The 26204-nt window shown below is 69.9% G+C and carries 28 protein-coding genes; 14 read left to right on the top strand and 14 right to left on the bottom strand.

The window, feature by feature from the left end; all coding sequences use genetic code 11:
• Positions 1 to 620: 620 nt before the first annotated feature.
• Entirely contained in the window at positions 621 to 1790 is a 1170-nt protein-coding gene (locus F9B16_RS22630; RefSeq protein ID WP_151542108.1) for a patatin-like phospholipase domain-containing protein, read from the bottom strand.
• A 753-nt stretch (positions 1791 to 2543) separates the two neighbouring features.
• Here F9B16_RS22630 and F9B16_RS51070 point away from each other — a divergent pair.
• Together F9B16_RS51070 and F9B16_RS54360 are read left to right on the top strand one after the other, a co-directional pair.
• Positions 2544 to 2681: a hypothetical protein gene (locus tag F9B16_RS51070; protein ID WP_192808938.1), complete on the top strand. Its 138-nt coding sequence runs from the start codon at positions 2544 to 2546 to the stop codon at positions 2679 to 2681.
• A gap of 180 nt (positions 2682 to 2861) precedes the next feature.
• Positions 2862 to 3491 carry a hypothetical protein gene (locus F9B16_RS54360; protein ID WP_264159762.1) on the top strand — a complete coding sequence of 210 codons (630 nt, stop codon included), beginning with the start codon at positions 2862 to 2864 and terminating at the stop codon, positions 3489 to 3491.
• Positions 3492 to 3725: 234 nt separating this feature from the next.
• Here the strand turns inward: F9B16_RS54360 and F9B16_RS22620 are convergent, their stop codons facing one another.
• Positions 3726 to 4499 (bottom strand): SDR family oxidoreductase, encoded by a 774-nt coding sequence (locus tag F9B16_RS22620; RefSeq protein ID WP_225991856.1) that lies wholly within the window; start codon positions 4497 to 4499, stop codon positions 3726 to 3728.
• Positions 4500 to 4635: 136 nt separating this feature from the next.
• Positions 4636 to 5283 carry a hypothetical protein gene (locus F9B16_RS22615; protein WP_151542107.1) on the bottom strand — a complete coding sequence of 216 codons (648 nt, stop codon included), beginning with the start codon at positions 5281 to 5283 and terminating at the stop codon, positions 4636 to 4638.
• Between the two features lie 802 nt (positions 5284 to 6085).
• On the opposite strand from F9B16_RS22615, the gene F9B16_RS51065 reads away from it, so the two are divergent.
• Positions 6086 to 6259: a hypothetical protein gene (locus tag F9B16_RS51065; protein WP_192808936.1), complete on the top strand. Its 174-nt coding sequence runs from the start codon at positions 6086 to 6088 to the stop codon at positions 6257 to 6259.
• 151 nt (positions 6260 to 6410) lie between these two features.
• Positions 6411 to 7106, top strand: a complete 696-nt coding sequence (locus tag F9B16_RS22605) for a hypothetical protein (RefSeq protein WP_151542106.1) — start codon at positions 6411 to 6413, stop codon at positions 7104 to 7106.
• Here the strand turns inward: F9B16_RS22605 and F9B16_RS22600 are convergent.
• Positions 7103 to 8017, bottom strand: a complete 915-nt coding sequence (locus F9B16_RS22600; protein WP_151542105.1) for an IS5 family transposase — start codon at positions 8015 to 8017, stop codon at positions 7103 to 7105. The genes F9B16_RS22605 and F9B16_RS22600 overlap by 4 nt on opposite strands.
• Positions 8018 to 8319: 302 nt before the next feature.
• Between F9B16_RS22600 and F9B16_RS22595 the strand changes: the two genes are divergently transcribed.
• Entirely contained in the window at positions 8320 to 8502 is a 183-nt protein-coding gene (locus F9B16_RS22595) for a hypothetical protein (RefSeq protein ID WP_151542104.1), read from the top strand.
• A 214-nt stretch (positions 8503 to 8716) separates the two neighbouring features.
• Here F9B16_RS22595 and F9B16_RS22590 read toward each other — a convergent pair whose 3' ends face one another.
• Positions 8717 to 9586 carry a LysR family transcriptional regulator gene (locus F9B16_RS22590; protein WP_225991855.1) on the bottom strand — a complete coding sequence of 290 codons (870 nt, stop codon included), beginning with the start codon at positions 9584 to 9586 and terminating at the stop codon, positions 8717 to 8719.
• Between the two features lie 95 nt (positions 9587 to 9681).
• Here F9B16_RS22590 and F9B16_RS22585 point away from each other — a divergent pair, with 95 nt between their 5' ends.
• Positions 9682 to 10074 (top strand): tautomerase family protein, encoded by a 393-nt coding sequence (locus F9B16_RS22585; RefSeq protein WP_151542103.1) that lies wholly within the window; start codon positions 9682 to 9684, stop codon positions 10072 to 10074.
• 58 nt (positions 10075 to 10132) lie between these two features.
• On the opposite strand, the gene F9B16_RS22580 is transcribed toward F9B16_RS22585, so the two are convergent.
• Both F9B16_RS22580 and F9B16_RS53645 read right to left on the bottom strand, forming a co-directional pair.
• Entirely contained in the window at positions 10133 to 10615 is a 483-nt protein-coding gene (locus F9B16_RS22580; RefSeq protein ID WP_151542102.1) for a protease complex subunit PrcB family protein, read from the bottom strand.
• 235 nt (positions 10616 to 10850) lie between these two features.
• A complete protein-coding gene (locus F9B16_RS53645) occupies positions 10851 to 11594 on the bottom strand; it encodes a helix-turn-helix domain-containing protein (RefSeq protein WP_264159761.1) in 744 nt (247 codons plus the stop codon).
• Between the two features lie 64 nt (positions 11595 to 11658).
• Between F9B16_RS53645 and F9B16_RS22570 the strand changes: the two genes are divergently transcribed.
• Positions 11659 to 12228: a TIGR03086 family metal-binding protein gene (locus F9B16_RS22570; protein ID WP_151542101.1), complete on the top strand. Its 570-nt coding sequence runs from the start codon at positions 11659 to 11661 to the stop codon at positions 12226 to 12228.
• Between the two features lie 428 nt (positions 12229 to 12656).
• On the opposite strand, the gene F9B16_RS22565 is transcribed toward F9B16_RS22570, so the two are convergent.
• Both F9B16_RS22565 and F9B16_RS22560 read right to left on the bottom strand, forming a co-directional pair.
• Positions 12657 to 13898, bottom strand: coding sequence for an FtsX-like permease family protein (locus F9B16_RS22565; protein ID WP_225991854.1), 1242 nt, complete (start codon positions 13896 to 13898; stop codon positions 12657 to 12659).
• A gap of 200 nt (positions 13899 to 14098) precedes the next feature.
• The gene (locus F9B16_RS22560) at positions 14099 to 14965 is read right to left on the bottom strand and encodes an alpha/beta fold hydrolase (protein ID WP_151542100.1); all 867 of its coding nucleotides are present in this window, start codon (positions 14963 to 14965) and stop codon (positions 14099 to 14101) included.
• A gap of 100 nt (positions 14966 to 15065) precedes the next feature.
• On the opposite strand from F9B16_RS22560, the gene F9B16_RS22555 reads away from it, so the two are divergent.
• Positions 15066 to 15701 (top strand): TetR/AcrR family transcriptional regulator, encoded by a 636-nt coding sequence (locus F9B16_RS22555; protein WP_151542099.1) that lies wholly within the window; start codon positions 15066 to 15068, stop codon positions 15699 to 15701.
• A gap of 180 nt (positions 15702 to 15881) precedes the next feature.
• Here the strand turns inward: F9B16_RS22555 and F9B16_RS22550 are convergent, their stop codons facing one another.
• Positions 15882 to 16169, bottom strand: coding sequence for a hypothetical protein (locus F9B16_RS22550; protein WP_151542098.1), 288 nt, complete (start codon positions 16167 to 16169; stop codon positions 15882 to 15884).
• A gap of 450 nt (positions 16170 to 16619) precedes the next feature.
• The gene (locus F9B16_RS22545; RefSeq protein ID WP_151542097.1) at positions 16620 to 17174 is read right to left on the bottom strand and encodes a hypothetical protein; all 555 of its coding nucleotides are present in this window, start codon (positions 17172 to 17174) and stop codon (positions 16620 to 16622) included.
• 158 nt (positions 17175 to 17332) lie between these two features.
• On the opposite strand from F9B16_RS22545, the gene F9B16_RS22540 reads away from it, so the two are divergent.
• Positions 17333 to 18358 carry a hypothetical protein gene (locus tag F9B16_RS22540; RefSeq protein ID WP_151542096.1) on the top strand — a complete coding sequence of 342 codons (1026 nt, stop codon included), beginning with the start codon at positions 17333 to 17335 and terminating at the stop codon, positions 18356 to 18358.
• A 22-nt stretch (positions 18359 to 18380) separates the two neighbouring features.
• Here the strand turns inward: F9B16_RS22540 and F9B16_RS22535 are convergent, their stop codons facing one another.
• Positions 18381 to 19541: an epoxide hydrolase family protein gene (locus tag F9B16_RS22535; RefSeq protein ID WP_151542095.1), complete on the bottom strand. Its 1161-nt coding sequence runs from the start codon at positions 19539 to 19541 to the stop codon at positions 18381 to 18383.
• Positions 19542 to 19653: 112 nt separating this feature from the next.
• Between F9B16_RS22535 and F9B16_RS22530 the strand changes: the two genes are divergently transcribed.
• The gene (locus F9B16_RS22530; protein WP_151542094.1) at positions 19654 to 20856 is read left to right on the top strand and encodes an ROK family transcriptional regulator; all 1203 of its coding nucleotides are present in this window, start codon (positions 19654 to 19656) and stop codon (positions 20854 to 20856) included.
• A gap of 61 nt (positions 20857 to 20917) precedes the next feature.
• Entirely contained in the window at positions 20918 to 21712 is a 795-nt protein-coding gene (locus F9B16_RS22525; RefSeq protein ID WP_192808935.1) for an endonuclease/exonuclease/phosphatase family protein, read from the top strand.
• Positions 21713 to 21773: 61 nt separating this feature from the next.
• On the opposite strand, the gene F9B16_RS22520 is transcribed toward F9B16_RS22525, so the two are convergent.
• Complete coding sequence (locus F9B16_RS22520; RefSeq protein ID WP_151542093.1) at positions 21774 to 22100, bottom strand: ArsR/SmtB family transcription factor; 327 nt, start codon at positions 22098 to 22100, stop codon at positions 21774 to 21776.
• Positions 22101 to 22248: 148 nt separating this feature from the next.
• On the opposite strand from F9B16_RS22520, the gene F9B16_RS22515 reads away from it, so the two are divergent.
• Entirely contained in the window at positions 22249 to 23715 is a 1467-nt protein-coding gene (locus F9B16_RS22515) for an MFS transporter (RefSeq protein ID WP_151542092.1), read from the top strand.
• Between the two features lie 46 nt (positions 23716 to 23761).
• Here the strand turns inward: F9B16_RS22515 and F9B16_RS22510 are convergent, their stop codons facing one another.
• Entirely contained in the window at positions 23762 to 24511 is a 750-nt protein-coding gene (locus tag F9B16_RS22510; RefSeq protein WP_151542091.1) for a dienelactone hydrolase family protein, read from the bottom strand.
• 174 nt (positions 24512 to 24685) lie between these two features.
• On the opposite strand from F9B16_RS22510, the gene F9B16_RS22505 reads away from it, so the two are divergent.
• Entirely contained in the window at positions 24686 to 25582 is an 897-nt protein-coding gene (locus tag F9B16_RS22505; protein ID WP_192808934.1) for a helix-turn-helix transcriptional regulator, read from the top strand.
• Between the two features lie 19 nt (positions 25583 to 25601).
• The coding region (locus tag F9B16_RS22500; protein ID WP_225991861.1) for a sensor domain-containing protein at positions 25602 to 26204 on the top strand (603 nt) is incomplete at its 3' end.

The raw sequence follows: 26204 nt of genomic DNA, 5'->3' as shown, positions 1-26204 counted from the left end.
TGTGACAGACAGACTCGCGCGGGGGCGCCCTCCGGCGCGCAGGGGACTGGGGGCCACGAGGCCCCTGCTTCGCGCACGTCCAGGTACCAGCTACGGGTTGCGCGCAGCGGATTCACAGTTCCACCGCCGAACTTCACCATCTCATCACGTCCCTCCGTACGAGGATCAACGACAACGAACGCTGAACCCGGGCCTTCGGCTTGGGAGGAATGCGAACTCGGCCGCCGCCCTCGCTGATCTGGCGTTCGACCGTCCCGCAAGTGATCGTAAGCATCCCTGCTGGTCGGGCTATGCGGGGACCGGCGAGTGGCGGATCGCAGGATCCCCGTATAGTCCACTGAGAGGGATTCTCTTCAGATTCCACAATGCTGTGATGACCTGCGAGACGAACTCTGCCCTGCAATGTAAATTCGATTTTCTTGGTTGGGTGGTCAGGCTGACGTCCAGCCCAGGCTTCGTCCTGCGAGCGCCCTGATGTGCTGCGGGCAGGCGGGCAGCCGCCGGCGACCGCTCTCGAAGCGGCTATTAATGCCCAACGGCTAGGACGCGCGAGCCACCCACATCAATACACCGCCCATTGGCAGGAAGTGGAGATTGAAAGATATCGAGGCGCCATCTCGCTAGCTACGATTATCGAGTGTCCGTTTTGTCCAGGGACGTCTCGCGGCGGCGATGCTTTGGAATCCGTGAAGTCCCGGAACCTGCACGCGGACTCTGTCATACATCCGCTCACTGCGGCGGCGGTCGGATGCATGTTGTTTGACCAGGTCGGCAAGCTCACTCGAAAGTCGTCGCCGGCCCTGGGTCACCCCTCGGCGCCACATGGCATCCCGTTCGGCGAGTCCCAGCCCGCTCGCTTGAAGAGAACTGAAGTTGGTCTCTGGTGTCAATTCAAAACGAACGACTCTGCCGAATGGCATGCGCCCGGCATCGCGAACCTGCTGGCCTGGTTTGTTCTGTCTGCGATTCTGCGCCAGTCGAGGATTGAGCAGCGGAAGACTCGGGATGCGGCCGTCATTGAACAAACTCGGCTGGTTGTCTATGTGGCCGCCGTCGGCGAGGAAGATCAACTGCAATGTTTCTGGATCCTGGAGCACCGTCGGCAAGCATGCAGGCCACTGACTCATCGAGACCCGGGCCCAGAAGGCCGGACTGTGATCATCGATCTCTTGCTTCAGCCAGGGAAGATGCTCGTCCACGGTGTCAGGAATCCATACGGGCTTGAACTTTCGCCACGGGAACTGCCTGCCAAAAAAAGCCCAACGGAATGCGCGATGAATAAAAGCAGGATCGCGCAATTGATCGAGAGTGCATCGTGCGAGGAAAGGACGATCGGTCCGCCACATCGCGACACAGATGCCCGCGCGATATGAAGTCTCTGCAGGCCTGATCTCGCCGGGCTTGTAGCGCAGGTCGCGGAAGGTTTTCACTCCGACCCAGGCCAGCCAGGCATCGAGCCATTCCTCCACCACAGTCAGGTCGAACACGCCGGCAAGGTCCAGGTTCTTTCGCTCGAACCAGCGAAGGCCCTGCGCCGGGGCGAGGATCTTGTGCGTTGGCACTCCGGCATTCACCACACGGCGCCAATTCCTGTTCATTCCGGCTGCGGCGGCGAGACCAGGGATAGTGCCCCCCGAGGCCAGGTCCCACCGTACCGGATTGCCGATCTCCTCCAACACGTGACTGATCCCCGCCTGCCAACTGGCGCGGAAGCCACTCGACCCCAGAACCGCGATGAAGGGCGTCCGATCCGCCGGATGCTGCTCGGGCACGTGGACCTGTGCCTTCATCGGCCCCTCCCACAGGCTGCCCAGTGAGTCGTCACCCGGGTAGCGGATGCTCTCTGCAGGATCCATGAGGTGAGACATCTATTCCGCTCTCTCGGCGAGGAGATCGTCACGTGTACAACCTCGGACAGTGCGGAGACAAGAGTGATCGTCAAGGTGACGGAAGGCATCCGTGACCGAAATCACGGCCCGAAACACGATGTTTGCTGTTTACCTAACGGTCGCTTGGCGATTTGGAGTGATCGTCAAGCTTTTCCATCTCGATCGTGCTGGTCACAGGGCGGTTGCCGTGGACAGCCACGTTCGGTGACGCGCCGGAGCCCCTGGTAGCTGCGAAATCAACCAAGACAATCGCACTACCAGGAGCCTGAGGTGTTGTTCCATCGCGCTGCGCTGAACCTGTCGCCCGCAACTCGTACCTTTGTGGCCGATCCCATCAACGAGCATGTCGGCGAAGCAGATCGCGCTTGCCAGTGCTCCCGCCAGCCGGTCGGGCCTTGCTACGCTGGTGTACCTATAGGGGATCAGGCCTTCCCTACCCTGCTGCCGCCTTCGGAGTGGGCGGCGACCGCGTATAGCTACCTCGCCGACATCATCGCCTGCCCGCCGAACTGGCGCCCAACCTGTGGGCGGCGAGACGAATCGCGCAGCGCAAGGCATTTATGATCCTGGGCGGACACCTTCGCCCCCATCGAACGGGTACCGGGAGGCGACCGACCGGCTGTACTAATCGGGGGAAGCGTCACCGGCACGGGGATGAACATCCAGTTCCTGACCGGGCCGCAGGATCGGTCGATCTGGGCCTCGCCCGCGCTGCCCGGATCGATGCATGAGCCGGGCGTCGCCCGCTCCCAAGGCGTCATCGATTCGCTCGCCCACTGGGCGATCGCCTAACGACCTCGTGCATGGATGTGGCGACGTGTCGGTATTCGCCGAGCGACCGAGTTATGCCCGGAGTTCGACCGTGTGCGTTGCGGCCCGTTGAGGGGGCAGCAGTGCTGCAGCGGCTCTGGCCGTGTCGTCGAGGTGTTCGCGGCGGCCGTGATGACGGGCGAGAGAGCGCCAGTTCTTCAGGTGGGCGATGCCGTGTTCGACCCGGATGCGGCGGACGGAATGGGAGTGGCACGGGCGGCGTGGAGCTCTTCGTACCAGGCTCGGCTGTCCACAGAAGAGCAGGTGACCGTCTGCGTCGGTGACCACCATGGCCTTGATCACGTGTTGCTTGTTCTTGCCGGAGACGAACATGTTGCGGTCCGGCCGTTTGGTCGCCGGTCGGCGGACCTGACCTCGGTGGCATCGATGATCGCGATTTGCCCGCTGGCGCCCGGGTACTCGATCACCTCGGCCAGCGTGCGCAACCGGATTCCCGGCGCGACCGTGCAGCCACGGTCGGCCAGCAGCGGCCGGAGCTCGGCGATGGCTCGGGTGATGGTGGATCGGCTGACGCCGAACCAGCAACCCAGCACATCGTGGCTCCCCTCGAAGATGGATCAGCGTGGCCAGCAGCCAGTCCACAACACAAGCTGGTATTTCTCCCCGGCACCCACTGCCCGCCTCCGCAGACGAGCGACCAGGGCCACGTGGTGCCGCTCCTGCCACACGGGCCCGACCTCCGCCACCAACTCGGCGATCACCGTCGGCGACAGACAGGTGATCCGACGATTCCCCACAACCACCGCACGAGCCACCGACCGGACCATCTGACCGTGATCAACGATCACGGTCTCCGCCGACACCACAGCCAGGCACGAGGTCGTAAGGGCTGTCCCGTAATGGAATGGAGAGTGGCCGGGCGTGCTGCCGGTGACCTGCTGCCCCCAGGGCGGGGTCAGCCGGCCATCGACAGGTTTGGGCCCATGTACCGTCCGGCAGCCTGCGCGCGAACCTCCGAATGGCCCTCACCTTAAAAGCGTGTCGTGCGTGGATTCGGTCTAATATTCACAGTCCAATACCGCCGCTTGCATCGATCACTCCGCCGGTCATCCATCGAGCATCGTCGGACGCGAGGAAGGCCACGATGTCGGCAACGTCCTCCGCCTGTCCGAGGCGACCCAGCGCGGCGAGTGAGGAGGCATGCGCTTCGGCTTCCGCGTTGCCGCGAAGCCAGCCCGCGTTCATGTCGGTGCCGACGATCCCGGGAGCCACCGAGTTCGCCGTGATGCCTCGCGGCCCCAACTCCTTGGCGAGATTCCTCGTGAAGGTCTCCAGCGCGCTCTTCGTCGGCCCGTAAGCGATGATCTCCGGCATGGCCATGCGCGCCGCACAACTGGAGATGTTGATTATCCGCCCTCCGTCGCGAATTCGCTTCATCCCCAGCTGCACGATGAAGAACGGTGCCCGCATGTTCACCGCGAAGATCTCATCGAACTCTTCCTCGGTAAGCGAAGCCAGATCCGTGCCGCGACCGATGCCGGCATTATTAACAATAATATCGACACCCCCCTCGGGTGAATGCTGCTCGATCTGCGCGTCGAAGGCGGCCCACAGTGCGGCCGCGTCACCCCGTCGACCCAGTTCGGCCTGGATGGCGAAAGCGCGGCCGCCACCCTTGCGGATCCGCTCGACGACTCCGCTCGCCGCTGCCAGGTCGTGGCCGAACGCGACGGCGACAACGGCGCCGTCCCGCCCGAGGCGTTCGGCGATGGCTCGGCCGATTCCCCTGCTTCCACCAGTGACGAGCGCAACCTTGCCCTCCAGGACGCGCGTGGACACAACCGTGACTCCCATCATTATTGATTGATTGTCCAGTAACTGTAGACAACTATGGGTTTCCTCCCGGGCCCGAGGGCATCATCTTCTTACCAGGGATTCGGGAGCGCCACCCCGGCGGATCCAGTTCCTCGGCCCGTCAGCCGGTGTAGAGGGTGGGCGGACAACTGTCGCCCATGGGCTGATCGACCCGGACCTTGACCGGATCAAACGAGACCGAGCGTTCCGTTTTCCCCTCGTCACCTTCCTGGCGGACGACAATGGTGTTCGCACCGGCGAACCACACCGCGTCCATCCGGTGGGCGCCACTGTCGGACAAACAGCCGATATAAGCTCTCTTACTGAAGAATCCATCTCTTGTTTGCAGGTAGAGGCCGTCAGGTCGATCAGCGGCGTGGGAATATTGGGGATGGGCATAGTTCAGAATGACGGCGAATTTCCCGTCAGGGGAAACCGTCGCAACCCGCTGTTCATTCGAATAATCGATAGAAAGCGTGATGAGGTAGCTCCAGGAGATGCACGCGACACCTGCCAGTACCGTACAGCCGGCGCAGACCACCAGCAGTCGGCTCCAGATGCCATGTTGCGCCTTCGCCAGCAGCACACTCGCCACGCCGATCAACCCGAACCCGGCGACCGCCAGCACACACCAGAGCCAGATCCGGTCCCCCAAGCCGACAAAGCGGTAGGGGTTGATCAGCGCCGTTCCCGCGGCGCCGGCCAGCAGTGCGCCGAGAACCAACAGGCAGCAGATCCATCTCGTCCCCGGCGCGATCACGCGTTTCATGGCGGCCCCTCACTCGCGACAACGACATTGCACCCCTGCCCGGAGAACACCGTCCGGGAGGGCGTCCGGACGGCCACCGCACACTGTTACAGAACTATCCGCCAAGTCTTAACTGTCGTCGCGGCCTGTGGGGCTTCATTATCTCGATTTGGAGCCTGACCAGCTGGTTTCCCGGCGGGATCAACGCCGCGGTCCGGCAGGCTGAAACACCATGGTGCGGTCGCTGTTGTACGGGCTGACGCGCAACTCGTTGGGCATGCTGCTGCTTCGGTTCTGCGGAGACGCGGCCAAGGACGTCGATATCTTGGCGTTACGTCATCAGCTTGCGGTGTTACGGCGGCAGGTGAACCGTCCTGCCCTCCAGCCGGTGTGTTGGTTGGCTCGGTTACCGGGTGTCGGCGGCCACGGTGTGGCGGATCCTGCGCCGCGCCGGTATGGAGCCGGCACCGCGACGGACCGACGCGTCCTGGACCACGTTCCTGCGCGCCCCGGCACGCGGCGGCACCGTGCGGCACGAGAATCAGGCTCGATGCGGACGGATCGACACAAGCCGACGCTGAGCAGGCCGCTCCGATACGGCAGTTTCGGACTTTAATCCGTAGGTTGTGGGTTCGAGTCCCACGCGACCCACCACCCCTGACCGGGGAGCTTCGACGGCAGGCACGTTCGTTCGACACCGCCTCGTCGGCCGTCACGCCGGCGCTCTACGCGTGCCGGGCCCTCGCCAAGGACGGTGGCGCCCCCAGGAGGCCAGTCGGCGCCGTCGTTGACGCTCCTCAGCCGGACTCACCCGTCCGTCCGGATGACCACGATGGTGCAGGCGCGCGGCTCGCTGTGGCAAAGCACGTTCGTCACGCACTCCCGCAGCACCGCCGCGAGCGCGGTGGCGACGGCCTCCGCGCGCGCCCCGGGCCTGTGCGCCGGTGATGAAGCCGAGTTCCGGGAGCGCCCGGAACAGCGATCGCACGGTTCGTAAGCGCGTTGTAATCGCGGATGAGCATCATCGTCACCATGACGCCACGGAGGCAGCAGCGCGGATGAATACGGCTCGAACGTCAGGCCCATCTCAGTTGAGGAGTGGAGGCAAAGGCTGTCAGCTAGTGGTACTTGCGCTGATCGGAGCAGTCGTGTTCCTCGCCTGGAGGTCCTGCGCTCCGGACCGGCCGGAGCATGCGCCACCACTGCTGGTCGGAGCCGCCAGGCCGGACGCCGCACGCATCGACCCGGGAACGGTCGGACGGCCGGACGGCTTCGTCGACGGGACGGGCTGGCCGGACGCGTGCGCGTTCCTCAGTGACGCGGAGATCCGAGCCGTCCTGCCGCAGGCGACCCGTGTCCGGCGCACGGGCGGCGAGGTCAAGCTGAGAACGATGAACGCGTTTGACGCCACCGGCGGCCCGCTGACGGCGCCACGCGGTAGCTGTACGTACACGTTCGATCTGCCCGGGCTGCACGGGGTCGTCATCGGGGTCTCGGAGGAGATTGACGCGCGTCCTGCGGTCGTGGAGATGAACTGGTCGAACCTGCTCTCCAACCGCAATGACGTGCCCGGTGCCCTCGATGCCGAGAGCTGCGCAGCAGGGATCACCACCCTGCCCATGACCTGCCGAAAGGGCCAACTGGTCTATGACGTGGGTTTTGACCTCCTGCAGGCCACCTCCACGACCGCACTGCGCGACCGCAAGCTGCGCGTGAAGCACGGCGGCGCGTCCACCGCCTTCGATCTCGACGACGACAGAAGCGCCCTCAGCCGCTTCCAGGGCACCGTCATCGAACCGGAACTTGCGAAGACGATCAACGCGAAGATCGCCAAAGGACACTAGGCCGTGTTTCGAAGTAGGTGGAGCCATTCGTTGATGGTGATGATCTGCAGGATGGCCTGGTAGCGGACGCAGAGTTTGTCGTAGCGGGTGGCCATGGCCCGGTGGCGCTTGAGGCGGTTGATGCCGCATTCGACGGCGTGGCGGGCGCGGTAGTCGATCGGGTCGAATGCCGGTGGACGGCCGCCGCGGCTACCCCGCCGCCGGCGGTGGCCGGCCTGGTCGGCCGGCACTGAGATCGTGGCCGCGATGCCGCATCTGCGCAGGTGAGCCCGGATCGCCCTCGACGAGTAGGCCTTATCGGCCCGAACCCGATCGGGCCGGGTCCGGGGGCGCCCCCGTCCGAGCCTGGCGATGCGGATGCCGGCCATCACCTCCTCGAACTGCGGGGCGTCACCACGCTGCCCGGCCGTCACCACCAGCGACAACGCTCGTTGCCCCTGCTCGCACGCCAGATGCACCTTGGTCGACAGCCCACCGCGCGAGCGTCCCAACCCGTGATCGTCCGGCTCGATGCTCGTCCCGCCGGGTGGCTCGCGCTGCAGATCGACTCGTCGGCGGGCACCGGCGGCGCGCTGATGCGCCCGCACGATGGTGGAGTCGACGTTCACCTCCCAGCCGATCAGCCCCAACGCATCGGCCCGGGCCTGCAGGGCGGCCACGATCCGTGCCCAGCAGCCGCTGCGCTGCCAGCGGCGGAACAATCCGTACACCGCCTGCCACGAGCCATAGCAGGCAGGCACATCCCGCCAGGGTGCACCAGTGCGCACCCGCCAGCGGATCCCGTCGATCAACTGCCGTTTCGTCCACTTCGACGGCCGACCCGGCCCCTTGGGCACCGGCAGCAACGGCTCCAGGACCGCCCACTGCCCATCGGTCAGGTCAAACCGCCTCGTCACCACTACGCTGGCCACGAGGTCTCCGGGAATCAGGGTCTTCTTGGTCGATGACCCCTGTACCGGAGACCTCACTGCTTTCGTGGCCGGACACGCCGCTCATCCCACTTTGAGACACGGCCTAGCCCGCTCACCGATGTAGAGAAGGCCGCCCTCCGGGCGCGTCGGTGCCGCGGCGACCTACAACCGCATCCGTCCAGCCCTCTCCGGACGCTCGGCGTTTGTGCATCACCCGCGTCAACTCGCCGGTCACGCTCTGTTGCCTTGGGGCCGGGGCCGACTTCGGGAGCGGGACGCCGGGCGAGCCGTAGGATCCCGGGATGAGTAACGATGAGTGGAATCACATCATCCGTTCAGCGAAGCAGGGCGAGCCCGGCCCTTGGACGTGTCCTGAGTGTGACGAGTACGCCGTCGAGTTGGGTCAGCGGTTCAAGCAGCGCCACGTGGTGGAGCACAAACTGATGTGCCTCGCCTGCCAGGCAGAGGTCGTTGCACCTGCCTGAATTCGACCGTGCAAGGCGTGCCGGTAACAAGCGCGTCATGAGGCCCAAACCAGTGATTTGGCTGGTCGATTCTGGGCGGCTGCCCTCGATGCGAGGTGGTCGGCATTCGGGCGCTGCGGCGGTTCGGTTCCAGATAGTCGGGCTAGGGAGGTTCCCGGTCCGACGGCGCGGCATTGGGCCGGGCCTGATCTCCACAACCTCGCGGCGGTGGCGGTCAGTGTCCCGCTGTGGCGCGCAGGGCGGAGGCGAAGGTGCGCAGGGCCCTGCGTGCGGCCGGCTCGGACGGCCGTGACCGCAGGACGACGCTGCGGGTGGGCAGCGGGGGGAGGCCGAATGATTCGCCCATGTCCATGGTGCCGGGTGGAGCCACGCGCGGGCTGAGCGCCGCCACGGCCAAGCCTGCTGCCACGGCCGCACCGATGGTCGCGATGCCGCCGCCCACGAACACCTCTTGCCAGGCGATGCCCGCTTCGTTCAGCGCGGTCACCGCCATCTGGTGCACATGGCATGACTCGGACTGCAGGGCGAGGCGCAGAGGCTCGCCGGAGCTGTGTTCGAAGTCGGTTGAGGCCATCCAGCCGAAGGACTCCTCCATCAGGACTTCACCGTCAGTGCGGCGGCCCTCGTGCCGCAGCACGATGGCCGCGTCCAGCGCACCGCTGTCGAACAGGTCAAGGAGTTCCCATGAGCTGGCGATGCTCACCTCCAGCGTCAGGTCCGGCTCTGCTCGCCCTATCTGGCGCAGGAGATGGGGCAGTTCGGCGCCGACGACGTGGTGGCTTAGGCCGATCGACAGGCGTTGCCGCTGGACGCCGAACGAGCCCAGCGCGCCCGCGTGGGCGGCCAGCAGTTCACGTGCGGGGCCGAGAAAGGCGGCGCCGTCTTGCGAAAGGCGGACCAGGCGGGGCGTACGGTCCAGCAAGCGGCGGCCCAAGGCGTCCTCCAGCCGCTTGATCTTCAGGCTCACGGCGGACTGCGTGGAGTCCATCGCCTCCGCCGCGCGCGTGAAGCTCTTCATCTCGGCGGTCAGCACGAAGGCCTGCACCGCGTCCAGGGCGAGCATCTTCATCGCCACCCCGATCATTGGAGAATTTAATGGCTGAAATATCGTAAGATGACTTTTTTCAATGATCAAGTGCTGGCTACGCTGCGAACCGTCCCGAGGAACGGAGTCAGAGCATGCCCTTGGTCCAGGTGTCGTTGCGGCGAGGCAAGCCCGCCGAGTACCACCAAGCCCTCTTCGAGGGCGTCTACCGCGCCATGCGTGAGACCTTCGACGTGCCGGAAGACGACCGCTTCATGACGATCACCGAGCATGACAGCAGCACCTTCAGCGTCAGCCCCACCTACTACGGCGTCGACCGGAGCGACGAGGTGGTCATCATCCGGATCACCGCCAACAACACGCGCGACCTCGTCCAGAAGCAGGCGCTCTATCTGCGCATCGTCGAACTCCTGCAGGCCAATCCCGGCGTGCGCCCCGAAGACGTGTTCATCAATCTCGTGGAAGTGCTGCCGGAGAACTGGTCGCTCGGCAATGGCCTCGCCCAGTACGCGGTGCAGCAGGGCTGAGGGGAACGGTTCGCTCCGCGCGTTCTGTATCGATCACCCCGCGAGGGGCCCTGCGTCCTCAGTCGTCCGGCAGACCGCAGTCGCCGATCTCCGCTTGCCGGACGTCGATCGTCACCTCGACGTCGCCGTCGAACGGGGGCGTCGTGACCGCGTGGACGGGATGGCTGGCCATCTCGAAGGTCACGTCCCCCGGCTCGGTCTCAACGGCATGGACAATGAGCACCGATCCCCGCACGCCGATTCGGTCGATCTCCAGGTGGTAGCCCCTCGTCGGACGAAATCCCAGCGCGACGAGGATCACCATGCCGGCTGACCAGTCGACCTCCGGCGAAGGCGGGGGCACCCACTTCGTATTGGCGTCGACCGGCCATTGTCCAGGAACCGCCGGGTCCGGCATCCTGTGGGTCGTCACACGGGGCCAGAGCTCGTCCCACGTCTTCTGGTCACGTATGACCAGGTGGCAGGGCTCTTCCAGCCCTGACGACGCTTCCTGGACGAGAGTCTCGAACGGGACTTCGCGCATCTGCAATGCGTCATCCATGGCGCCACCTCATCGCACGCTTCACTTTTGAACCAACGATTTTCGTCGGGCACCGCAGTGCGACCAGCACTTCATGCGATGCAGAGCGTCCCGCCTGTTAGGCGGCCCGCGCGGTAGGCGGCCAGTGGCTTTCCCATAAGCGAGCAAGAGCGAGTCGCACCGGGCGGCACACATCAGCTGCAACCGGTCGACGTCCGAGGCCGGCTACGGTCCGGCCCGAACAGGCCCGGGAGTCCTAATAACGCTGCGCGTACCAGGTGGGTTGCTCGCCGAACATGCCTTTGAAGTCGCGGATGAAGTGGCCCTGGTCGGCGTAGCCGAGGTCGGCCGCGAGCGCGGCCCAGTCGATCGCCCCGCCGGCGGCCATGCGTGCGGTCACCTCGTGCAGGCGGTAGCGGCGGATCACCCACTTGGGCCCGATGCCGACGTACTCCGCGAACAGCCGTTGCAGCCCCCGCACGCTCAGCCCGAGCTCGCCGGCGAGGCGTTCGACCCTGGTCACGGCCTTGTCCTTGGCGATCAGCTCGACCGCGGCCACCGCCTGGCGTACCCGGGGGTCGTCGTCCGGCAGGTGTTCCAGCAGGAACGCCTCCACGGTCGCCACGTCGAGCGTCGCGGGCAGGTCCGGGCCGAACACCTCGGCCGCCGGGACGACGCGGTCGGTGATCGTCGAGACGGAGGCGCCGAGGAACGGGCGGAAGCAGCCCGGCCGGAACGCGACGCCGAAGACGTGGTCACGGCCCTGGAGGACCTTGATCCGGTAGCCGCTGCACACGCCGTTGACGTCCGCGCGGCCGCCGCCGAACGACAGGTGCACGTTCGGGTACGGCACGATCTTCTGCCGGTAGGGCTCGGCGTAGTCCCAGCGAGCCTCCCAGTACCGCTCCACCCACGGCACGAGCGCCAGCGACGGGTCGTGGAACATGTGGCGCTGATACCGGATCCACGCACCGCGCAGCTCACGAACGTCCCGCCCCACACGGCGAAGTGTATGTCGTCTTTGTCCAATACCCCTCCGGCGCGGGTCACCTAGCGTCGCCGCCATGTCACATCTGTCCAACGCCGCCGAGGCCATGGCCGCGGTCGCGCGCGCCATCACCGACGACCAGCTCGCCAACAAGACGCCGTGCACGGAGTACGACGTGCGGGCACTGGTCAACCACCTCCTGTTCTGGGGCCCGTCGCTGGCCGGCGGCGGCCGCAAGGAGTCCGTCCCGCAGCCGGCGGCCGCCGAGTCCGATGTGGACCTGGCGGCCGGCGACTGGCGCGGCCGCCTGCTCGCCCTGCTGGACGACATCACCTCGTCGTGGGCGCCGCCGAGCGCCTGGGAGGGCGAGACGAGCATGGGCACACCGCACACCCTGCCCGCGCCCGTCCTGGGCGACATGATCACCGGCGAGCTGGTCCTGCACGGCTGGGACCTGGCCGTCGCGACCGGGCAGCGCCTGGAACCGCCCGCCGACCTGCTGGCACATCTGCACGACACCGTCCTCGCCGGCGTGGAGCAGGGGCGGCAGATGGGCATGTACGGACCGCAGGTCGCAGTGCCGCCCGACGCCCCCGCCCTGGACCGCATCCTCGGCCTGACCGGCCGTGACCCCGCCTGGACATAGTCCCCGACCGATGATGTCGGTCGCACCCAGTGCGAACCGTCGAAGCATGGTGCGGCGGCACCACGTCCGTGCCGCCGCAGGTGGTGCTCGAAGATCGCCGGCGCGTACATGCGTGCGCCGGTGAGGGTGACGGTCCGCTTGCCCTGCGGGCCACGCCGTCGCAGGCCCGGCAAGATGTACGCCGATGCGGGAGACGACTGCGGCGATGGGGGCGCCAGCGGGGCGTCACCCTGCGCATCGCATCTCCTGGCGTTCCTCGGCATCGCCGCTGCGCTCATTGGCCACGACCGACCAGGTCTCAGAGGTCGCTGGTGAGGGTTCGTGCTACGGATCGGCGGGCCGCGATGCGGGCGGGCACGGCGGTGAGCGCCGCCGTCGCCAGGACCGCGGTGAGCGCGGCGGTGAGCAACGACCACGTGGAGGCATGTTCACTTCCCCGTTGCTGAAGAACGGGTAGACGGACGTTCCCATCGGATGGTGTTCACCAGGGCCAGGACGATCACCGCGGCGGTGACGGCCAGCAGCAGGTGGCGGTCGTGCGCGACGCGGGCGTCGTCCGCCATCGGAGAGCCCGGATCGCCCTTCACCGGCTGGACGTAGCCGATCAGCAGGCCGGTGACGATGGTCAGGCTGGTCATGAGGTTGCAGGCGTGCAGGACGGTGCGGCCGGGCCGGCGGGCGATCAGGCGCAGCCCGAGCAGCAGCGGAGTCGGCAGCAGCGCCGAGATCCGGTTCAGCAGGGCCCGCCGCCTGGGCCGGTGGACGGGGTCGGCGAGGGTGGAGACGGTCCCGGTGCGCAGCGCCCGCAGCGCCGGGCCGAAGGTGGTGAGGGCCGCAGCCGCGAGGGCGGCGACGGTCGTGACGGCGATGGTGTCGCCGGACGGGCCGGCGGCGCTGGTGAGAAGGCTCGCGGTGGGGTTGACTATGACGGGTGCGAGCAGCTGGGACAGGGTGAGGCCCAGTGCGTCGGCGAGCAGCTCGAGGGTGGCGTATTCGGCGAGCAGCACGGCGGTGATGAGACCGGGTGAGGCGCCGACGGCCTTGAGCAGCCCGACCCGCCGGGTCTGCTTGGTGGCGCGTCCGGCCGCCAGGGTCGCCATGCCGCCGACGGCCAGGAAGCCGAGCAGCCGGCTGCCGACGGCCAGGATCGGCTGGCCGACCCGCAGGATGACGAAGTCCTGCTGGGCGATGTGCTGCCAGGGTTTGGTGTGCACCCAGGTGTTCGCGAACGCCGCGGCGATGGCGGGGTCATGCCTGTTCAGGGTGAGGGCGGCGGCGGGATCACGCAGTTTCAGGGCGATGAAAGAGGTCACCGGGACGTCGGCGGACTTCAGTTCGAGTACGGCGCCTCCGGGGCGGACCCACGTACCCGAGGTCACCAGCGGACGATCGACCGGACGCGGCGCCGGATCGGTGACCTGCACCACCGCGGCGCCCGAGGAGCCGTGCACCGCGAGCTTCGTGTAGTACTGGCGGTCCGGCCCGCTGTAGGCGACGACCCCGGGCGCGTGCTCCAGCGACTCCAGGGCGGTGATGGTGGTGCGGTCTGTGCCGGGTGAGTACATCACCACGTCCGGCCCGGCCGTGGCCTGCCGGGTCTGCCAGTACAGCTTCTCGGTGGCCCCGTGCATGGACAGGCCGAGGGCGAGCGTGGCGGTGGCGGCGGTCATCGCGACGAGGAGGATGACGGCCTAGGCGGGCCGGCGGCGCAGGTCGGCCAGGACCAGGCGGAGGACGAGCAGGACGCGTCCCATCGGCGTCAGTCCTCCAGCCTGATCGGCGCGTCCGGCCGTCCGGTGCGGGCCAGGCGCATCCGACGGGGAATGGACGGCGCGTGCCGGGCTTTTTCCTGGCGCGCCGTTGCGGTTGGTCATGCGGGGTCGGGGGGCGTCCAGTGGCGGCGGATGTGGGGGGCGAGTTCGGCTGCGCGTTCGTGCGGGAAGAAGAGCTTTCCGCCGGTGATCTCGACGACGTCGCGGGCGCCGGGGATGGCGTCGTGCAGCCAGCGCGCCCACTTCATGTCGAAGAACTCGTCGTCGGTCGCCCAGGCGATCAGGGTGGGGACGTGCAGTGCCCGCAGGGCCGGTTCGGCGGCGAGCAGGTCGTCCGGTCCGAGCCGGGCGATCAGTTCCTCGAAACGCGCGGCGGCCGCCGGGGTTCCCATGACCGGCTGGACGAAGGCGTCGACCAGCTCCGGGGTCAGGTACCGCTGGTCCTGGTAACCGGTGCTGAAGATCGCGCGGGCGGCGGCGGGGTCGGCGACGAGGTCGGGGGCCGCGGCGGCGAGTTGGCCGGCGCGGGCCGCCTCGACAGTGGCCGCCATGGCGGCCGGCGGGATGTTGTCCTGCGTCTCGCAGTTGGTCAGCGTCAGCGTGCGGATCAGTTCCGGGCGGCGGGCGGCGAACACCTGGGCGATCGCGCCCCCGGTGTCGTGGCCGACGAGGTCCACTTGGTCGAGGGACAGGTGTGCGCAGACGTCCGCGAGGGTGTCGGCGAACGCGCCGACGGTGAGCGGATGTTCGGGTGCCGCCGGGCTCTGGCCGTGCAGCGGAAGGTCGATGGCGATGCAGCGCCGCGTGTCGGCGAGCAGCGGGATCAGGTCGTGCCAGATGTAGGCGTTGGTGGCCACTCCGTGGACGAAGAGCGCCGCCGGCCCGGTGCCGATCTCCACATAGCTCAGCGTCCCGGACGGGGTTGGCACGGTGTGCCGGTGGTCGTCGTATCCGGCCAGGTACATGCTGCCTCCGTGATCGTAGGGTGAACAGCGACAACGCAGGAAACCGACTGTCGGTCTAGAAGTTATAAACCGACTGTCGGTTTGTCAACGGAGGTAACGCATGGACCGACGCCTTGACCGCGGGCAGGCGACCCGGCAGCGCCTGATCGAGGTGGCCACCGAGTTGTTCGCCGACCGCGGCTACGAGGGCACGTCGATCGAGGCCGTCCTCGAGCGCGCCGGGGTGAGCCGCGGATCGCTGTACCACCACTTCCGGGGCAAGGACCGCCTGTTCGAGGCGGTGGTGGAGGCGGTCCACGCGAAGGTGGGGGAAGCCACCCTCGCCGCCGCCACGGCGAGCGGGGCGACCGAGGCGCACGGCCTGCTCAAGGCGGCCGAGCTGGCCTGGATCCGGCTCGCGGGCGACGCGGTGGTGCGCCGGATCCTGCTGATCGACGCGCCCACCGTGCTGGGCTGGCGTCGCTGGCGCGCCATCGAGGAGCAGTACGGGCTGGGGATGCTCAAGGCCGTCCTGCAGGAGGCCGCCGACGCCGGACGCGTCCCGGCGCAGCTCGTCGAACCGTTCGCGCACATCCTGCTGGCCGCCGGGAACGAGATGGCGCTGGTCATCGCCTTGGCCGACGACATAGCGGCCGCTCAGAACACCGCGGAGATCGCCGTCGAGGAGTTTCTCAACCGCCTCTTGCAACCGACCGAACCGCGTGAGGCCCGATCATCTCCACCCGCGCCGGCGTGACCGTCGAGGGCATGCCATCACCCCCAACGAGCGCCGCCGGTTCCGAGCCGTTCGAAAATCCTCCGCTTTATCCTGCGAATTGGGGGGTCACTAAAAGGGGAATGAAAAGGAGAAAGGGCCGGCGCGTGAGCGCCGGCCCTTCCTGGGCGGGCCTGGGCCCGCATAGCACGTCGGTTCGGATCAGCGACCCGAGATGACCGAGCTGCCCGCGCAGGTGAAGGACTGGTTGGGGTTCTCGGAGCTGAGCCCCAGCGCGCCCACGAGGCCGCCCTGCGAGTGGTTGATGTTGCTCTGGCAGTTCGGGACGACCGCGGTGGTGCCGCCGTCGTGGCCGCCGCCGTTGCCGAGGTTGAAGTTCTGGTTGTCGTTGTCGCTGTCGCCGCCGACGAGAAGGGTGGACAGCACGGCGCGCTCCGGCAGAACCTCGCCGGCCAGCTTGTCCAGCTCGGTGTAGCTGAAGGACTTCATGTGGTTCCTTTTCTTCCTTTTCACGCCCGGATCCCCATTGTGGACACCGGATGCCCCCTCCCCACCCCGAACAAGGTGGAGTGACTCTACGTATAGCAGAGGTGACTAACGGCCGCCAGCCACGCTCGTGACGGCGATTCCAACGGAATTGTCCGGCGGCCTGGCGCATTATCGATCGCATAGGGGATTCACCGTGAAGGGTGCGGTTTTGTCCCGCGCGGTCATCGCGAACCGGACGGCCGGCGGCCACTATCCTCGGTCTGGCGGTGGTAATCCGATCCACTTGTCCGTCCCTTGTGGGTGCCCGGCGGCGTGCCGGGCACCCACGGACCGGCGTGTCAGCCGTTTCGCCGTGCTTATGGGAGGGGATGGCCGACGAGTCTCCCGAGGTGTTCCCGTCCCCTCGACGACCTTCTCGCCGCCCTTGACGGGTGATCGGCGCGGGGCCGGTCAGGGTGCGTCGCGGTAGTCGCCGCACCGGACGCGGCCCCATCCGTCCTCGTCCGCGTCCGGGGCGCTCCACAGCCGGACGCTGCTGATGCCCGGGACGGCCTCCGCGGTACACGCGATCTGGGCCAGGGCCGTCGACGACCAGTGGACCGGCCGGCGCGGGACCGTGTCCGGCAGGTCGACGACCAGCACCGCGTCGTCCTTCGGCCGCGAGGCGACGCGCACCAGCCGGGCCACGAGCGGCCGGCGGACCTCCGTGTGCAGCCCCTGGAGCTTCTCGGCGGCGGTGACCGGGACGCTGAGCTGGCTCAAGGCCAGGTAGGGGTGTCCCGGAAGCTCGGGGCGCACCACCGGCTCGAGGTGCTTGCCCCGCGCCAGGTACACCGTGATGGTGCCGCTGTTGCCGGCGGCCTCCACCGGGCCGCCCGCGCTGACGACCCCGGTGGGGCGCACGCCGCAGCCCGCCGTCGCGACGACGGCCAGTGCGGCCGCCGCGGCCAGAACCGCCGCGGCCGGCCGGACGAGCCCGACAAGCCGCCCGAGCCGGTCCCCCATCGCGTTCCTCCTCGTCGTCGCGCCGGAGCGCCTAGCGGACATCCTTCCTGATGACCGGAGGAGGTCTCAGGGCGGCGGGGGTCCGCAATCCTTACGAAGATCGAACGTGTGGGTCCGCGATCTGGTGCGGGCCGCGTCGAAGATCATTGACTGGGCCCATGAACGCATCCGTTTCCGCCTCCTCCGTCCGCCGGGCCGCCGGCGCCGTGCTGCCCCTCGCGCTGGCCGCCGTGGTGTTCGCGCCGCTGCGGGCGTCGGCGGCCGAGGTCACGGTCGAGTCCACGAGCGTGTCGCCGTCCAGGATCTCCTCCGGGGAGGAGGCCGTCCAGACGGTCACCCTGGCCGAGCCGGCCCCCGCCGGCGGTGTCACCGTCGACCTTCTGGACGGCAACGAGTACGAGGACCTCACCTACTGGCAGTCGACCAAGCACCGGGTCACGGTGCCCGCCGGGCAGCGCCGCGTCAGCTTCCCGATCCGGGTGCAGTCCGCGACCGGTTCCGGGACGGTGACCCGGCTGAAGGCCGGCGTCGGCGCCTCCGTCGCGGAGACGTCCGTCACCGTCGACCCGATCGACGCGCGCGTGCAGGACGTCACCGACTTCACCGTGGACAAGCGCATCGCGCCGGAGGGCGGCAAGATCACCGGCACGGTGCGGATCAAGTCCCCGGCGCCGGTCGGCGGGCTGGCCGTCGACCTGCGCAAGACCCCCTACGAGAGCGCGGCCGTCTCGTTCCCCTACTACGTGGTCGTGCCCGCCGGGTCGACCAGCGCGACCTTCGCCATCGAGTCGACGGCCTACGACCGGCCGCGTTTCGCGACCGTCATGGCCGCGCTGAGCACCGCCACGCAGTTCAACGGCGTCATCGGCGTGCCGAAGAAGTTCTCCATCGGCGTCCTCGGGCCGGTGCGGCACTACCCCGGGAACGTGGAGAACTTCGGGGTGGTCGGCCTCGGCGACATCTGGCACCCGTTCGGCGCGAGGATCAACCTGACCAGTGACACGCCCGGCGTGATCGCGCAGCTCAACGTGCCGGCCGACGGCAGCATCCCGGCGAGCCAGGCGGGCGCCCAGTTCCAGATCCACGTCGCCGACTCGGTCCCGGCCGGCACCAGGGTGAAGCTCACCGCGTCGTGGGTGCTCGGCCCCGCGCCGGTCACCACGGAGTTCACCGTCCAGGAGTAGCACCGCAGGACCCGGAGGGCGGTCAGCGGACGAGGCGGAAGAACGAGCGGAGCTCGTCGACGAACAGGTCGGGCTGCTCGAACGCCGCGAAATGGCCGCCCTTGCCGGGCTCGTTCCAGTGGCGGATGTCGGTGAAGCGCTTCTCGGCCCATCGCCGGGACGGGCGGGGGTTCTCCTTGGGGAACACCGAGCATCCGGCCGGGACGGTCACCACGTCGGTCGTCCCGGCGGTGAAGAGCCGCTGGACCTGCTTGAAGCTCTCCCAGTAGAGCCGGGCGGCGGACGCGCCGGTCCCGGGCAGCCAGTAGAGCATGAGGTTGTCGAGGAGCTCGTCGCGGGTGAGCGCGTTCTCGGGGTGGCCGTCGCAGTCGGTCCAGGCGCGGAACTTCTCGATGATCCAGGCGCACAGCAGCGACGGGGAGTCGACGAGCCCATACCCGATGGTCTGCGGCCGGGTGGACTGTTCCAGCGAGTACCCGTCCTCCTGCTCCTGCGCGCTTTCGAGTGCGGACAGCGCGGCGCGTTCGGCGGCGGTGAGGTCGCCGAACGTCGCCGGGTCCGGCGCCGCGAGGGGCGGGACGAGGTGGATGCCGGCCACGTGCTCCGGATCGTTCTTGCCGATCAGCGCGGTGATGGTGGTGCCCCAGTCGGAGCCCTGCGCCCCGTACCGCTCGTAGCCGAGGCGCGCCATCAGCCGGATCCATGCGCCGGCGATCCGCTCGACGCCCCAGCCGCTGCGGGCGGGCTTGTCGCTGAATCCGTAGCCGGGCAGCGACGGGCACACGACGTGGAACGCGTCGCGGGCGTCGCCGCCGTACGCCTCGGGGTCGGTGAGGGGCCCGATCACCTTGAGGAACTCGACGATCGAGCCGGGCCAGCCGTGCGTGAGGACGATCGGCAGCGCGCCGTCGTGCGGCGACCGGACGTGGAGGAAGTGGATCCCGAGCCCGTCGATCGACGTGCGGAACTGCGGCAGCGCGTTCAGGCGCCGCTCGGTGGCCCGCCAGTCGTACTCCTCGGCCCAGTACCGGCACAGCTCGCGCAGGTAGCCGAGCGGGACGCCCTGCGACCAGTCGCCGGCCGTCGCCTCCTCCGGCCAGCGGGTGCGCCTCAGGCGTTCGCGCAGGTCGGTCAGCGCGGACTCCGGGATGTCGAGCCGGAACGGGGTCACTTCGCCGGTCATGCCGCCCTCCTCGGTGGAGTGCCGCGGGGACGCGGCCGCCGGAGGGCGCGCGCCGCGCGGCGTTCCCGTCGAATAAACTCGCCCAACGAGCATAATCGAGGGGAGGGACGGCATGGCAGGCGCCCGGAACCGGCCGAAGCCCGCCCGCGACGGCGGTGCGCGCCGGCGCGGCGCGCTCGCCGTGCTCGACGAGATGCGCCGCGAGCCGGGCGTGACCCGGGCGGCCGTCGCCCGCCGCCTCGGTCTCGGCACCGGCTCGGCCACCGAGATCACCGCCCGGCTGCGCGGCCTCGCCCTCCTCGCCGAGGAGCCCGCCGCCACGGCGGGCCGGGGCCGTCCGACGACCGTGCTCGCCCCGCACCCGGACGGGCCCGTCGTGATCGCGGTGGACCTCCGGCAGGAAGACTGGCGGTGCGCGGTCGCCGCGCTCGACGGGAAGCCCGAGATCGTCGCGACCGGCGTCCATCGAAGCCGCGATCCCGAGCACGTGGTCGGCGCGGTCGCCGGCGCGGTGCGGCGCGTCCATCGGCGCCTTGGAGAACGCGTCCGCGCGGTGTCCGTCGCGGTCGCGGCGACCGTCCAGCGCGGCCGGGTCGTCCAGTCGTCCGTGCTCGGCTGGGACGCGGTGGACCTGGCGGCGCTGGCCGTGGATCCGGACGTGCCGCTGCTGCTCGGGAACGACGCGACGTTCTCCGGGCTCGCCGAGGCCCGGCAGGGCGTCGCCGCCGAGGCCGGGACGGTCCTGCACGTCACCGTGGAGGTGGGCGTCGGCGGCACCCTGGTCGCCGGCGGGCGGCCGGTGGACGGTGCGACGGGCGCCGGCGGGGAGTTCGGCCACCTTCCGTTCGGCGACCCCGGCCTCCTCTGCCCGTGCGGTGCCCGGGGCTGCTGGGACCTGATGGTCGACGGCCGCGCCATCGCCCGCCACCTCGGCGACCCGCCGCCCCGCGACCCCCGCACGTACGCGGAGCAGGCCCTCGCCCGCGCCGCGTCGGACCCGGCCGTCCGGGCGGCGGTCGGACGTGCGGCGACCGGGCTGGCCCGCGGCCTCGCCGGGCTGATCAACGCCCTGGACCCCGCCGTCGTCACGCTGGGCGGCCTCGCGGAACCGCTCCGGGCCGCCGCCGAGCCGGAGTTCGACGCCGCCCTCGCCGATGGGCTCATGCGCTTCCGCCGCGCGGATCCGCCGCCCGTCGTCGCCGCCGCACTCGGCCGCGACGGGGCGCTCCACGGGGCCGTGGTGACCGCGCTCGACCGCTTCCTCACCGAAGAGGGCCTCGCCGCCTGGGCGGCCCTCCGCTCCCCCGCGCGCTAACGGGGCCGGGACGCTCCCCGCGACTGGCCTGCGCGACGAGGCGGACCTACATTGGGTGCCCGTGCGGATCATCTCCCTCAACGCTTGGGGCGGGGCGATGTTCGACGACCTCGCCCCCTGGCTCGACGCGTGCGGCGCCAACGTCCTATGCCTGCAGGAGGTCACCCACACCCCGGCCCTCGGCGGCTGGACGCGCTTCGACGACGCCGACCGGTCGCTGCCCCAGCGGGCGAACCTCCTCTCCGACGTCCGCGGCCTGCTCCCGCGCCACCACGCGCTCTTCACCGCGAGCGACACCGGGCCGGTCCACGACGGCCGGCGGGACCACCGGCAGGACTTCGGCGTCGCCACCTTCGTCGCCGAATCCCTTCCCGTGGTCGGGATCCGGTCGGCGTTCGTACACGGCGACTACACCGAGCACCGCGATCAATGGCCGACCGACGGCCGGCCTCGCGCCGCGTTGAGCGTGCGCGTACACGACCGCCGGGCGCGCCGGTTCGTCACCGTCGTCAACCTGCACGGTCTGCGCGACCCGCGCGGCAAGGCCGACACCCCGGCGCGCCTCGCGCAGGCCGAGCGGCTCGCGGCCCTCGTCGAGGACGCGCGCCGGGACGACGACATGACCGTGGTGTGCGGCGACTTCAACCTGCTCCCGGACAGCAAGACGTTCCAGATCCTCGGCGACCTCGGGCTGACCGACCTGGTCGGCGACGCCGACACGAGGACGTCCCGCTACCCCAAGCCGCTCCGGCACGCCGGCTACCTGCTGGTCTCGGACCCCTCCGGGGTGGAGCGGTTCGAGGTCGTGGCCGCACCCGAAGTCTCCGACCACCGCGCTCTGCTGCTCGACCTCTGACGCACTCCTCGGGACGCGCGCACCTCGCGCCATCGGCTCGCGGACGAGGCGGGCGGCGGGGTCAGGAGCCGGCTTCGTCGGTGCGGGCGCCGGCGAGGACGGCGTCCAGGAGGCCGGGGTAGCGGGCGTCCAGGTCGTCGCGGCGCAGGGTCAGCAGGTTCTCCCGGCCGGACGGCTCCTGGAAGATGACGCCGCTCTCGCGGAGGACGCGCCAGTGGTGGGTCATCGTCGACTTGGCGGCGATGCCCAGCTCGACCAGCACGCTGCTGCAGTTGTGCTCCCCGCCGGCGTCCAGGACGCGGACGGCGGCCAGCCGCACCGGGTGGCCGAGCGCCGACAGCACCCCGTCGACGCGGATCTGGTCGCGGTCCGGGTGACGGTACCTCATGGTCCGACTGTACCGCGATAGTCGAACAATCGTCGCGCATCCCCTTGCCGGATCGTTCGATCGTACGTAAGTATTCGTACAGTCGTATCCCGGGCGGCCCAGCGGGCCTGCCCGTACCCGTCCGCAACCCCGAAGGGTGTCCTCTGGTATGTCCGCTCTCGCACCAAGGCCCGCCGGACGGCGGCTGGGCTGGACCCTCGCCCTGCTGGCGCTCGCGCAGCTGATCTACGCGCTGGACCTCAACATCGTGTTCGTCGCGCTCCCCGAGATCGGCGCGGACCTCGGCTTCCCCGGCCAGACCCAGCAGCTCGTGGTGAGCGCCTACGTCGTGTTCGCCGGCGGTTTCCTGCTGTTCGGCGGGCGCGCCGCCGACCTGCTGGGCCGCCGCCGCGTCTTCGTGTTCGCGCTGGCCCTGTACGCGGTGTCGTCGCTGGCCGGCGGCCTCGCGCCGGCACCTGCCGCGATCATCGTGGCCCGGGCGGTGCAGGGGATCGGCGGCGCGCTGCTGCTGCCGTCCACGCTGTCGCTGATCAACACGCTGTTCACCGAGGGGCCGCAGCGCAACCGGGCCCTCGCGGTCTGGGGCGGCGCGGGCGCCAGCGGCCTGACGATCGGGGCGCTGCTCGGCGGCGTGCTCACGGAGAACTTCGGCTGGCCGGCCGTCTTCTACGTCAACGTCCCGCTGGCCGCCCTCGTGGCCGTGGCCGCGCTCGCGGTGATCCCGCCCGACCCGTCCCGCGGGCCGCGGCGGCGCTTCGACCTGCCGGGCTCCCTGACCGTCACCGCGGGCGCGACGCTGCTGGTGTTCGCCCTGGTGGAGGGACCGGAGGAGGGCTGGGGCAGCCCGCTGGTGATCGGCGCGTTCGTGCTAGCCGCGGTCCTGCTGGCGGCGTTCACGGCCATCGAGCGGCGCAGCGCCGACCCGCTCATGCCGTTCCGGCTGTTCCGCAACCGCAGCCTGACCATCGGCATGAGCGTCACGTTCATCTACATGGCGACCTTCGGCGTGCTGCCCTACTTCCTGACCGTGCTCATGCAGAGCGTGCACGGCTACAGCGCCCTGCAGACGGGGATGGCGTTCCTCGTCCCGTCACTGGCGATCGCCACCGGCACGCAGCTCGGCGAACGGCTGACGACCCGGATCGGCCTGCGCACGACCCTGCTGATCGGGTTCGCGGTCGGCGCCGCCGGCACGGCGGTCATGGTGCTCGGCTTCGACGCCGACGCCGGTTACGGCCTGCTGGTGCCCGGCCTGGTCGTCTCCGGCGTCGGCCAGGGCATCGTCTGGACGGCGATGTGGATCGCCGCCGCCACCGGCACCGCCGCCCACGAGCAGGGCGTCGCGAACGGCATCGCGTCCACGGCCCTCAACATCGGCAACGCCATCGGCCTCGCGGTGTTCACCGCGCTCGCCGACATCGGCACCGAGGGCAGGACCGGCGAGGCCCTGCGCTCCGCCACCGCGCACGGCGAACTCGTCGTGGTGCTGCTGACCGCGGCCGGGATGGTCGTCGGGCTGCTGGTCAGCCTCGTCCTGCCGCGCGCCGCGACACCGCCGCAGGCCGCCGCGGAAACCCCGGACACCCCCGACCCCGCCCACGCCACCGCACGCTGACCGCGCCCGGCCCCCGTCCGGCGAACCGGACGGGGGCGCGGCTCGTTCAGGTGACGGGGTTCCCGCCGTGGCGCGCGGTGAAGGCGAGGATGCGATGCCATGCGTCGGTGCACGCGTCCTGCCACTGGTCGTAGGAGTCGTCGAAGAACGAGTGCGGGGCGCCCTCGTAGGTGTGGGCCTCGTACTGCTTGCCCGCGCGGTCGAACGTGGCGGTCAGCTCGGCGAACTCCTGCGGCGCCGTGGCCACGTCGTCGCCGGCCAGGAGCATGAGCAGCGGCGCGGACGGCTGGTCCGCGCGGTCGCCGACGAAGCGCGGCGGCCCGTAGAACCCGGCGGCGCCGGACAGGCCGAGCCCGGCGGCGCCCAGCCGCCAGGAGTAGCCGCCGCCCAGGCAGAAGCCGACGCTGAATAGCGGTCCGGGATGCCAGGCGCGGAGCGCGTCGGCGGCAGCGGCGGCGTCGGTCTCGACATGGTGCGGTTCCAGCAGGCCCAAGTGGGCGTAGCCGTCGAACGAGTCGTCCCGGGGCGCGGTGCCGGCGCTGCGCCCGTAGTAGTCCATGACCAGGGTGTGGAAACCGGCCTCGGCGAACCGCTCCGCCAAGCTGGCATAGAACGGATGGGCCCCGCGCACGTCCGGCAGCAACAGCACGTTGAGGCCGTTGGGCACGTCCGGGGCCGCCCGGTAGGCGCGGAAGCGGTTGCCGTCGGCGGCGCCGATCTCCAGCGGCCCGTGCTCGGCCACCCGTCCGGTGACGACGGGCGCCGCGGGAGGCCGGCTGTCGACGTCGTGGCACATGCTGATCGTCTCCTTGAACTCGGCGAGAGATGCGGTGAGAGGTCCGGTGAGAGATCCGGTATGCCGCGAGCCTGCCGAGCGCGGAGCCGGGGTCCCAGCCCCGGCCGTTACCGGTACCGGGAGGGCCACCCTCCGCCGTCGACCGTCCCGGACGAGGCCGACATACTGGGAACCGTGCAAGATCGGAGCGAGCTCGCCGGGTTCCTGCGGTCCCGCCGGGCCCGGATCAGCCCGGAGAGCGCGGGGATCCCCGGCGGGACGCGGCGCCGGGTGGCGGGGCTCCGCCGGGACGAGGTCGCCCGGCTGGCCGGGATCAGCGTCGAGTACTACCAGCGGCTGGAGCAGGGACGCGCCGGGCGTCCCTCCCCCGAGGTGCTCGACGCCCTCGCCGGCGCGCTCCGCCTCGACGAGGTGGAACGCGACCACCTGCGCACCCTCGGCCGGCCGGGGCGGGAACGCTCCCGCACCCCGGCCCCGCGCACCGAGACCGTACGGCCGGAACTGGTGGCGATGCTGAACCTCGTCACCACACCGGCGATGGTGCTGAACGACCGGTTCGACGTCCTGGTGGCCAACGCGGTGGCCGTCCGCCTGTTCACGCTGGACATCACGCCCGGCGCCGTCGCGTCGCCCGCGCGGGCGAACCTCGCCAGGCACCTGTTCCTGAACCCGGGCAGCCGTGACTTCTACGTCGACTACGACGAGGCCGCCGCCGTGACCGCCGGGCAGTTGCGGGTGACGCGCGCGCGGTACCCCACCGACGCCGCCCTGACCGAACTGATCCGCGAACTCGGCGACGGCAGCGAGACGTTCCGCGCGCTGTGGAGCGCCGGGGACGTCGACGTCCGCGCCCACGGGGCGAAGAACCTGCGGCACCCGGCCCTCGGCACCGTCACGTTCGCGTTCGAGCACTTCGTCCCCGTCGACGACGCGCGGCAGCGGCTGGTCGTGCTCGTGCCGGTGGCGGGCAGCGCCACCGAGGCCGCCGTGCAGCTGCTGTCGACCTGGGCGAACGCGCAGCCGGCCGCCCCCGCCCCGCGGGCGCCGCGAGCACCGTCGAGCGTCGGATAGCGTGACGCCTGTGATCTTGATGCCGCGCCGGTTCCCGCCGCGCGGGCGGCTCCGGGCGTGGTGCGGATCGCCGTTCCGGGCCGCTCCCTGGCTGGCCACGGCGCAGCTCGCGGCGGGCGGCGCGGTGGCGCTGGCGGGCCTCGCCGCCGTCGCCTTCCCGATCGCGGTCGGCATCGAGCTCGCGCGGTCGGTCGTCGCCCCAGTGCTGGTGCTCGTCGTCATCCTGGCGGTCGTGCGCGTCTGCACCGTGCTGCAACGCTCCCGCATCACCGTCTTCACCGGCGTCGATCCGGCCGGGGACCGGCCGGGCCCGTCCTGGCGGCGGTGGCCCATCACCGCCGCGGCCTGGCGCCAGGTCGCCTACCACTTCGTGGCCGGGCCGGTCGCGGTCGCCATGGCGGCGCTGGCCGGCGCGGCCTGGAGCGGCGGGCTGCTGCTCGCGACCGCGCCCCTGCACGCCTGGACGCTGCCGACGGACGGCCCGCTCGGCTGGGATCCGGGCGCGCCCCTCGCCGTCGCCGCGATGACCGTCGCCGGGCTGCTGCTCCTCCTGCTCGGCCCCGCGCTGGCCACCGCCCTCGCGCGCGCCGACCTGGCGGTGGCGCGCGCGTTCCTCGGGCCG

Source organism: Actinomadura montaniterrae (assembly GCF_008923365.1).
Taxonomy (GTDB): Bacteria; Actinomycetota; Actinomycetes; order Streptosporangiales; family Streptosporangiaceae; genus Spirillospora; species Spirillospora montaniterrae.
Note: the sequence above shows the minus strand (reverse complement) of the source record. Positions and strands in the feature narration are given on the sequence as shown.

What these genes read in the sequence shown, in the direction of transcription:
- F9B16_RS22520 (WP_151542093.1), bottom strand. Translation starts at nt 22,100, where the DNA reads ATGAGGTACCGTCACCCGGACCGCGACCAGATCCGCGTCGACGGGGTG.
- F9B16_RS22535 (WP_151542095.1), bottom strand. Translation starts at nt 19,541, where the DNA reads ATGACCGGCGAAGTGACCCCGTTCCGGCTCGACATCCCGGAGTCCGCG.
- F9B16_RS22570 (WP_151542101.1), top strand. Translation starts at nt 11,659, where the DNA reads ATGTCACATCTGTCCAACGCCGCCGAGGCCATGGCCGCGGTCGCGCGC.
- F9B16_RS22590 (WP_225991855.1), bottom strand. Translation starts at nt 9,586, where the DNA reads ATGATCGGGGTGGCGATGAAGATGCTCGCCCTGGACGCGGTGCAGGCC.
- F9B16_RS22555 (WP_151542099.1), top strand. Translation starts at nt 15,066, where the DNA reads ATGGACCGACGCCTTGACCGCGGGCAGGCGACCCGGCAGCGCCTGATC.
- F9B16_RS51070 (WP_192808938.1), top strand. Translation starts at nt 2,544, where the DNA reads ATGAACATCCAGTTCCTGACCGGGCCGCAGGATCGGTCGATCTGGGCC.
- F9B16_RS22560 (WP_151542100.1), bottom strand. Translation starts at nt 14,965, where the DNA reads ATGTACCTGGCCGGATACGACGACCACCGGCACACCGTGCCAACCCCG.
- F9B16_RS22545 (WP_151542097.1), bottom strand. Translation starts at nt 17,174, where the DNA reads ATGGGGGACCGGCTCGGGCGGCTTGTCGGGCTCGTCCGGCCGGCCGCG.
- F9B16_RS51065 (WP_192808936.1), top strand. Translation starts at nt 6,086, where the DNA reads ATGACCACGATGGTGCAGGCGCGCGGCTCGCTGTGGCAAAGCACGTTC.
- F9B16_RS22580 (WP_151542102.1), bottom strand. Translation starts at nt 10,615, where the DNA reads ATGGATGACGCATTGCAGATGCGCGAAGTCCCGTTCGAGACTCTCGTC.
- F9B16_RS22530 (WP_151542094.1), top strand. Translation starts at nt 19,654, where the DNA reads ATGGCAGGCGCCCGGAACCGGCCGAAGCCCGCCCGCGACGGCGGTGCG.
- F9B16_RS22540 (WP_151542096.1), top strand. Translation starts at nt 17,333, where the DNA reads ATGAACGCATCCGTTTCCGCCTCCTCCGTCCGCCGGGCCGCCGGCGCC.
- F9B16_RS22630 (WP_151542108.1), bottom strand. Translation starts at nt 1,790, where the DNA reads ATGAAGGCACAGGTCCACGTGCCCGAGCAGCATCCGGCGGATCGGACG.
- F9B16_RS22550 (WP_151542098.1), bottom strand. Translation starts at nt 16,169, where the DNA reads ATGAAGTCCTTCAGCTACACCGAGCTGGACAAGCTGGCCGGCGAGGTT.
- F9B16_RS22565 (WP_225991854.1), bottom strand. Translation starts at nt 13,898, where the DNA reads ATGACCGCCGCCACCGCCACGCTCGCCCTCGGCCTGTCCATGCACGGG.
- F9B16_RS22595 (WP_151542104.1), top strand. Translation starts at nt 8,320, where the DNA reads ATGAGTAACGATGAGTGGAATCACATCATCCGTTCAGCGAAGCAGGGC.
- F9B16_RS22585 (WP_151542103.1), top strand. Translation starts at nt 9,682, where the DNA reads ATGCCCTTGGTCCAGGTGTCGTTGCGGCGAGGCAAGCCCGCCGAGTAC.
- F9B16_RS22510 (WP_151542091.1), bottom strand. Translation starts at nt 24,511, where the DNA reads ATGTGCCACGACGTCGACAGCCGGCCTCCCGCGGCGCCCGTCGTCACC.
- F9B16_RS22615 (WP_151542107.1), bottom strand. Translation starts at nt 5,283, where the DNA reads ATGAAACGCGTGATCGCGCCGGGGACGAGATGGATCTGCTGCCTGTTG.
- F9B16_RS22515 (WP_151542092.1), top strand. Translation starts at nt 22,249, where the DNA reads ATGTCCGCTCTCGCACCAAGGCCCGCCGGACGGCGGCTGGGCTGGACC.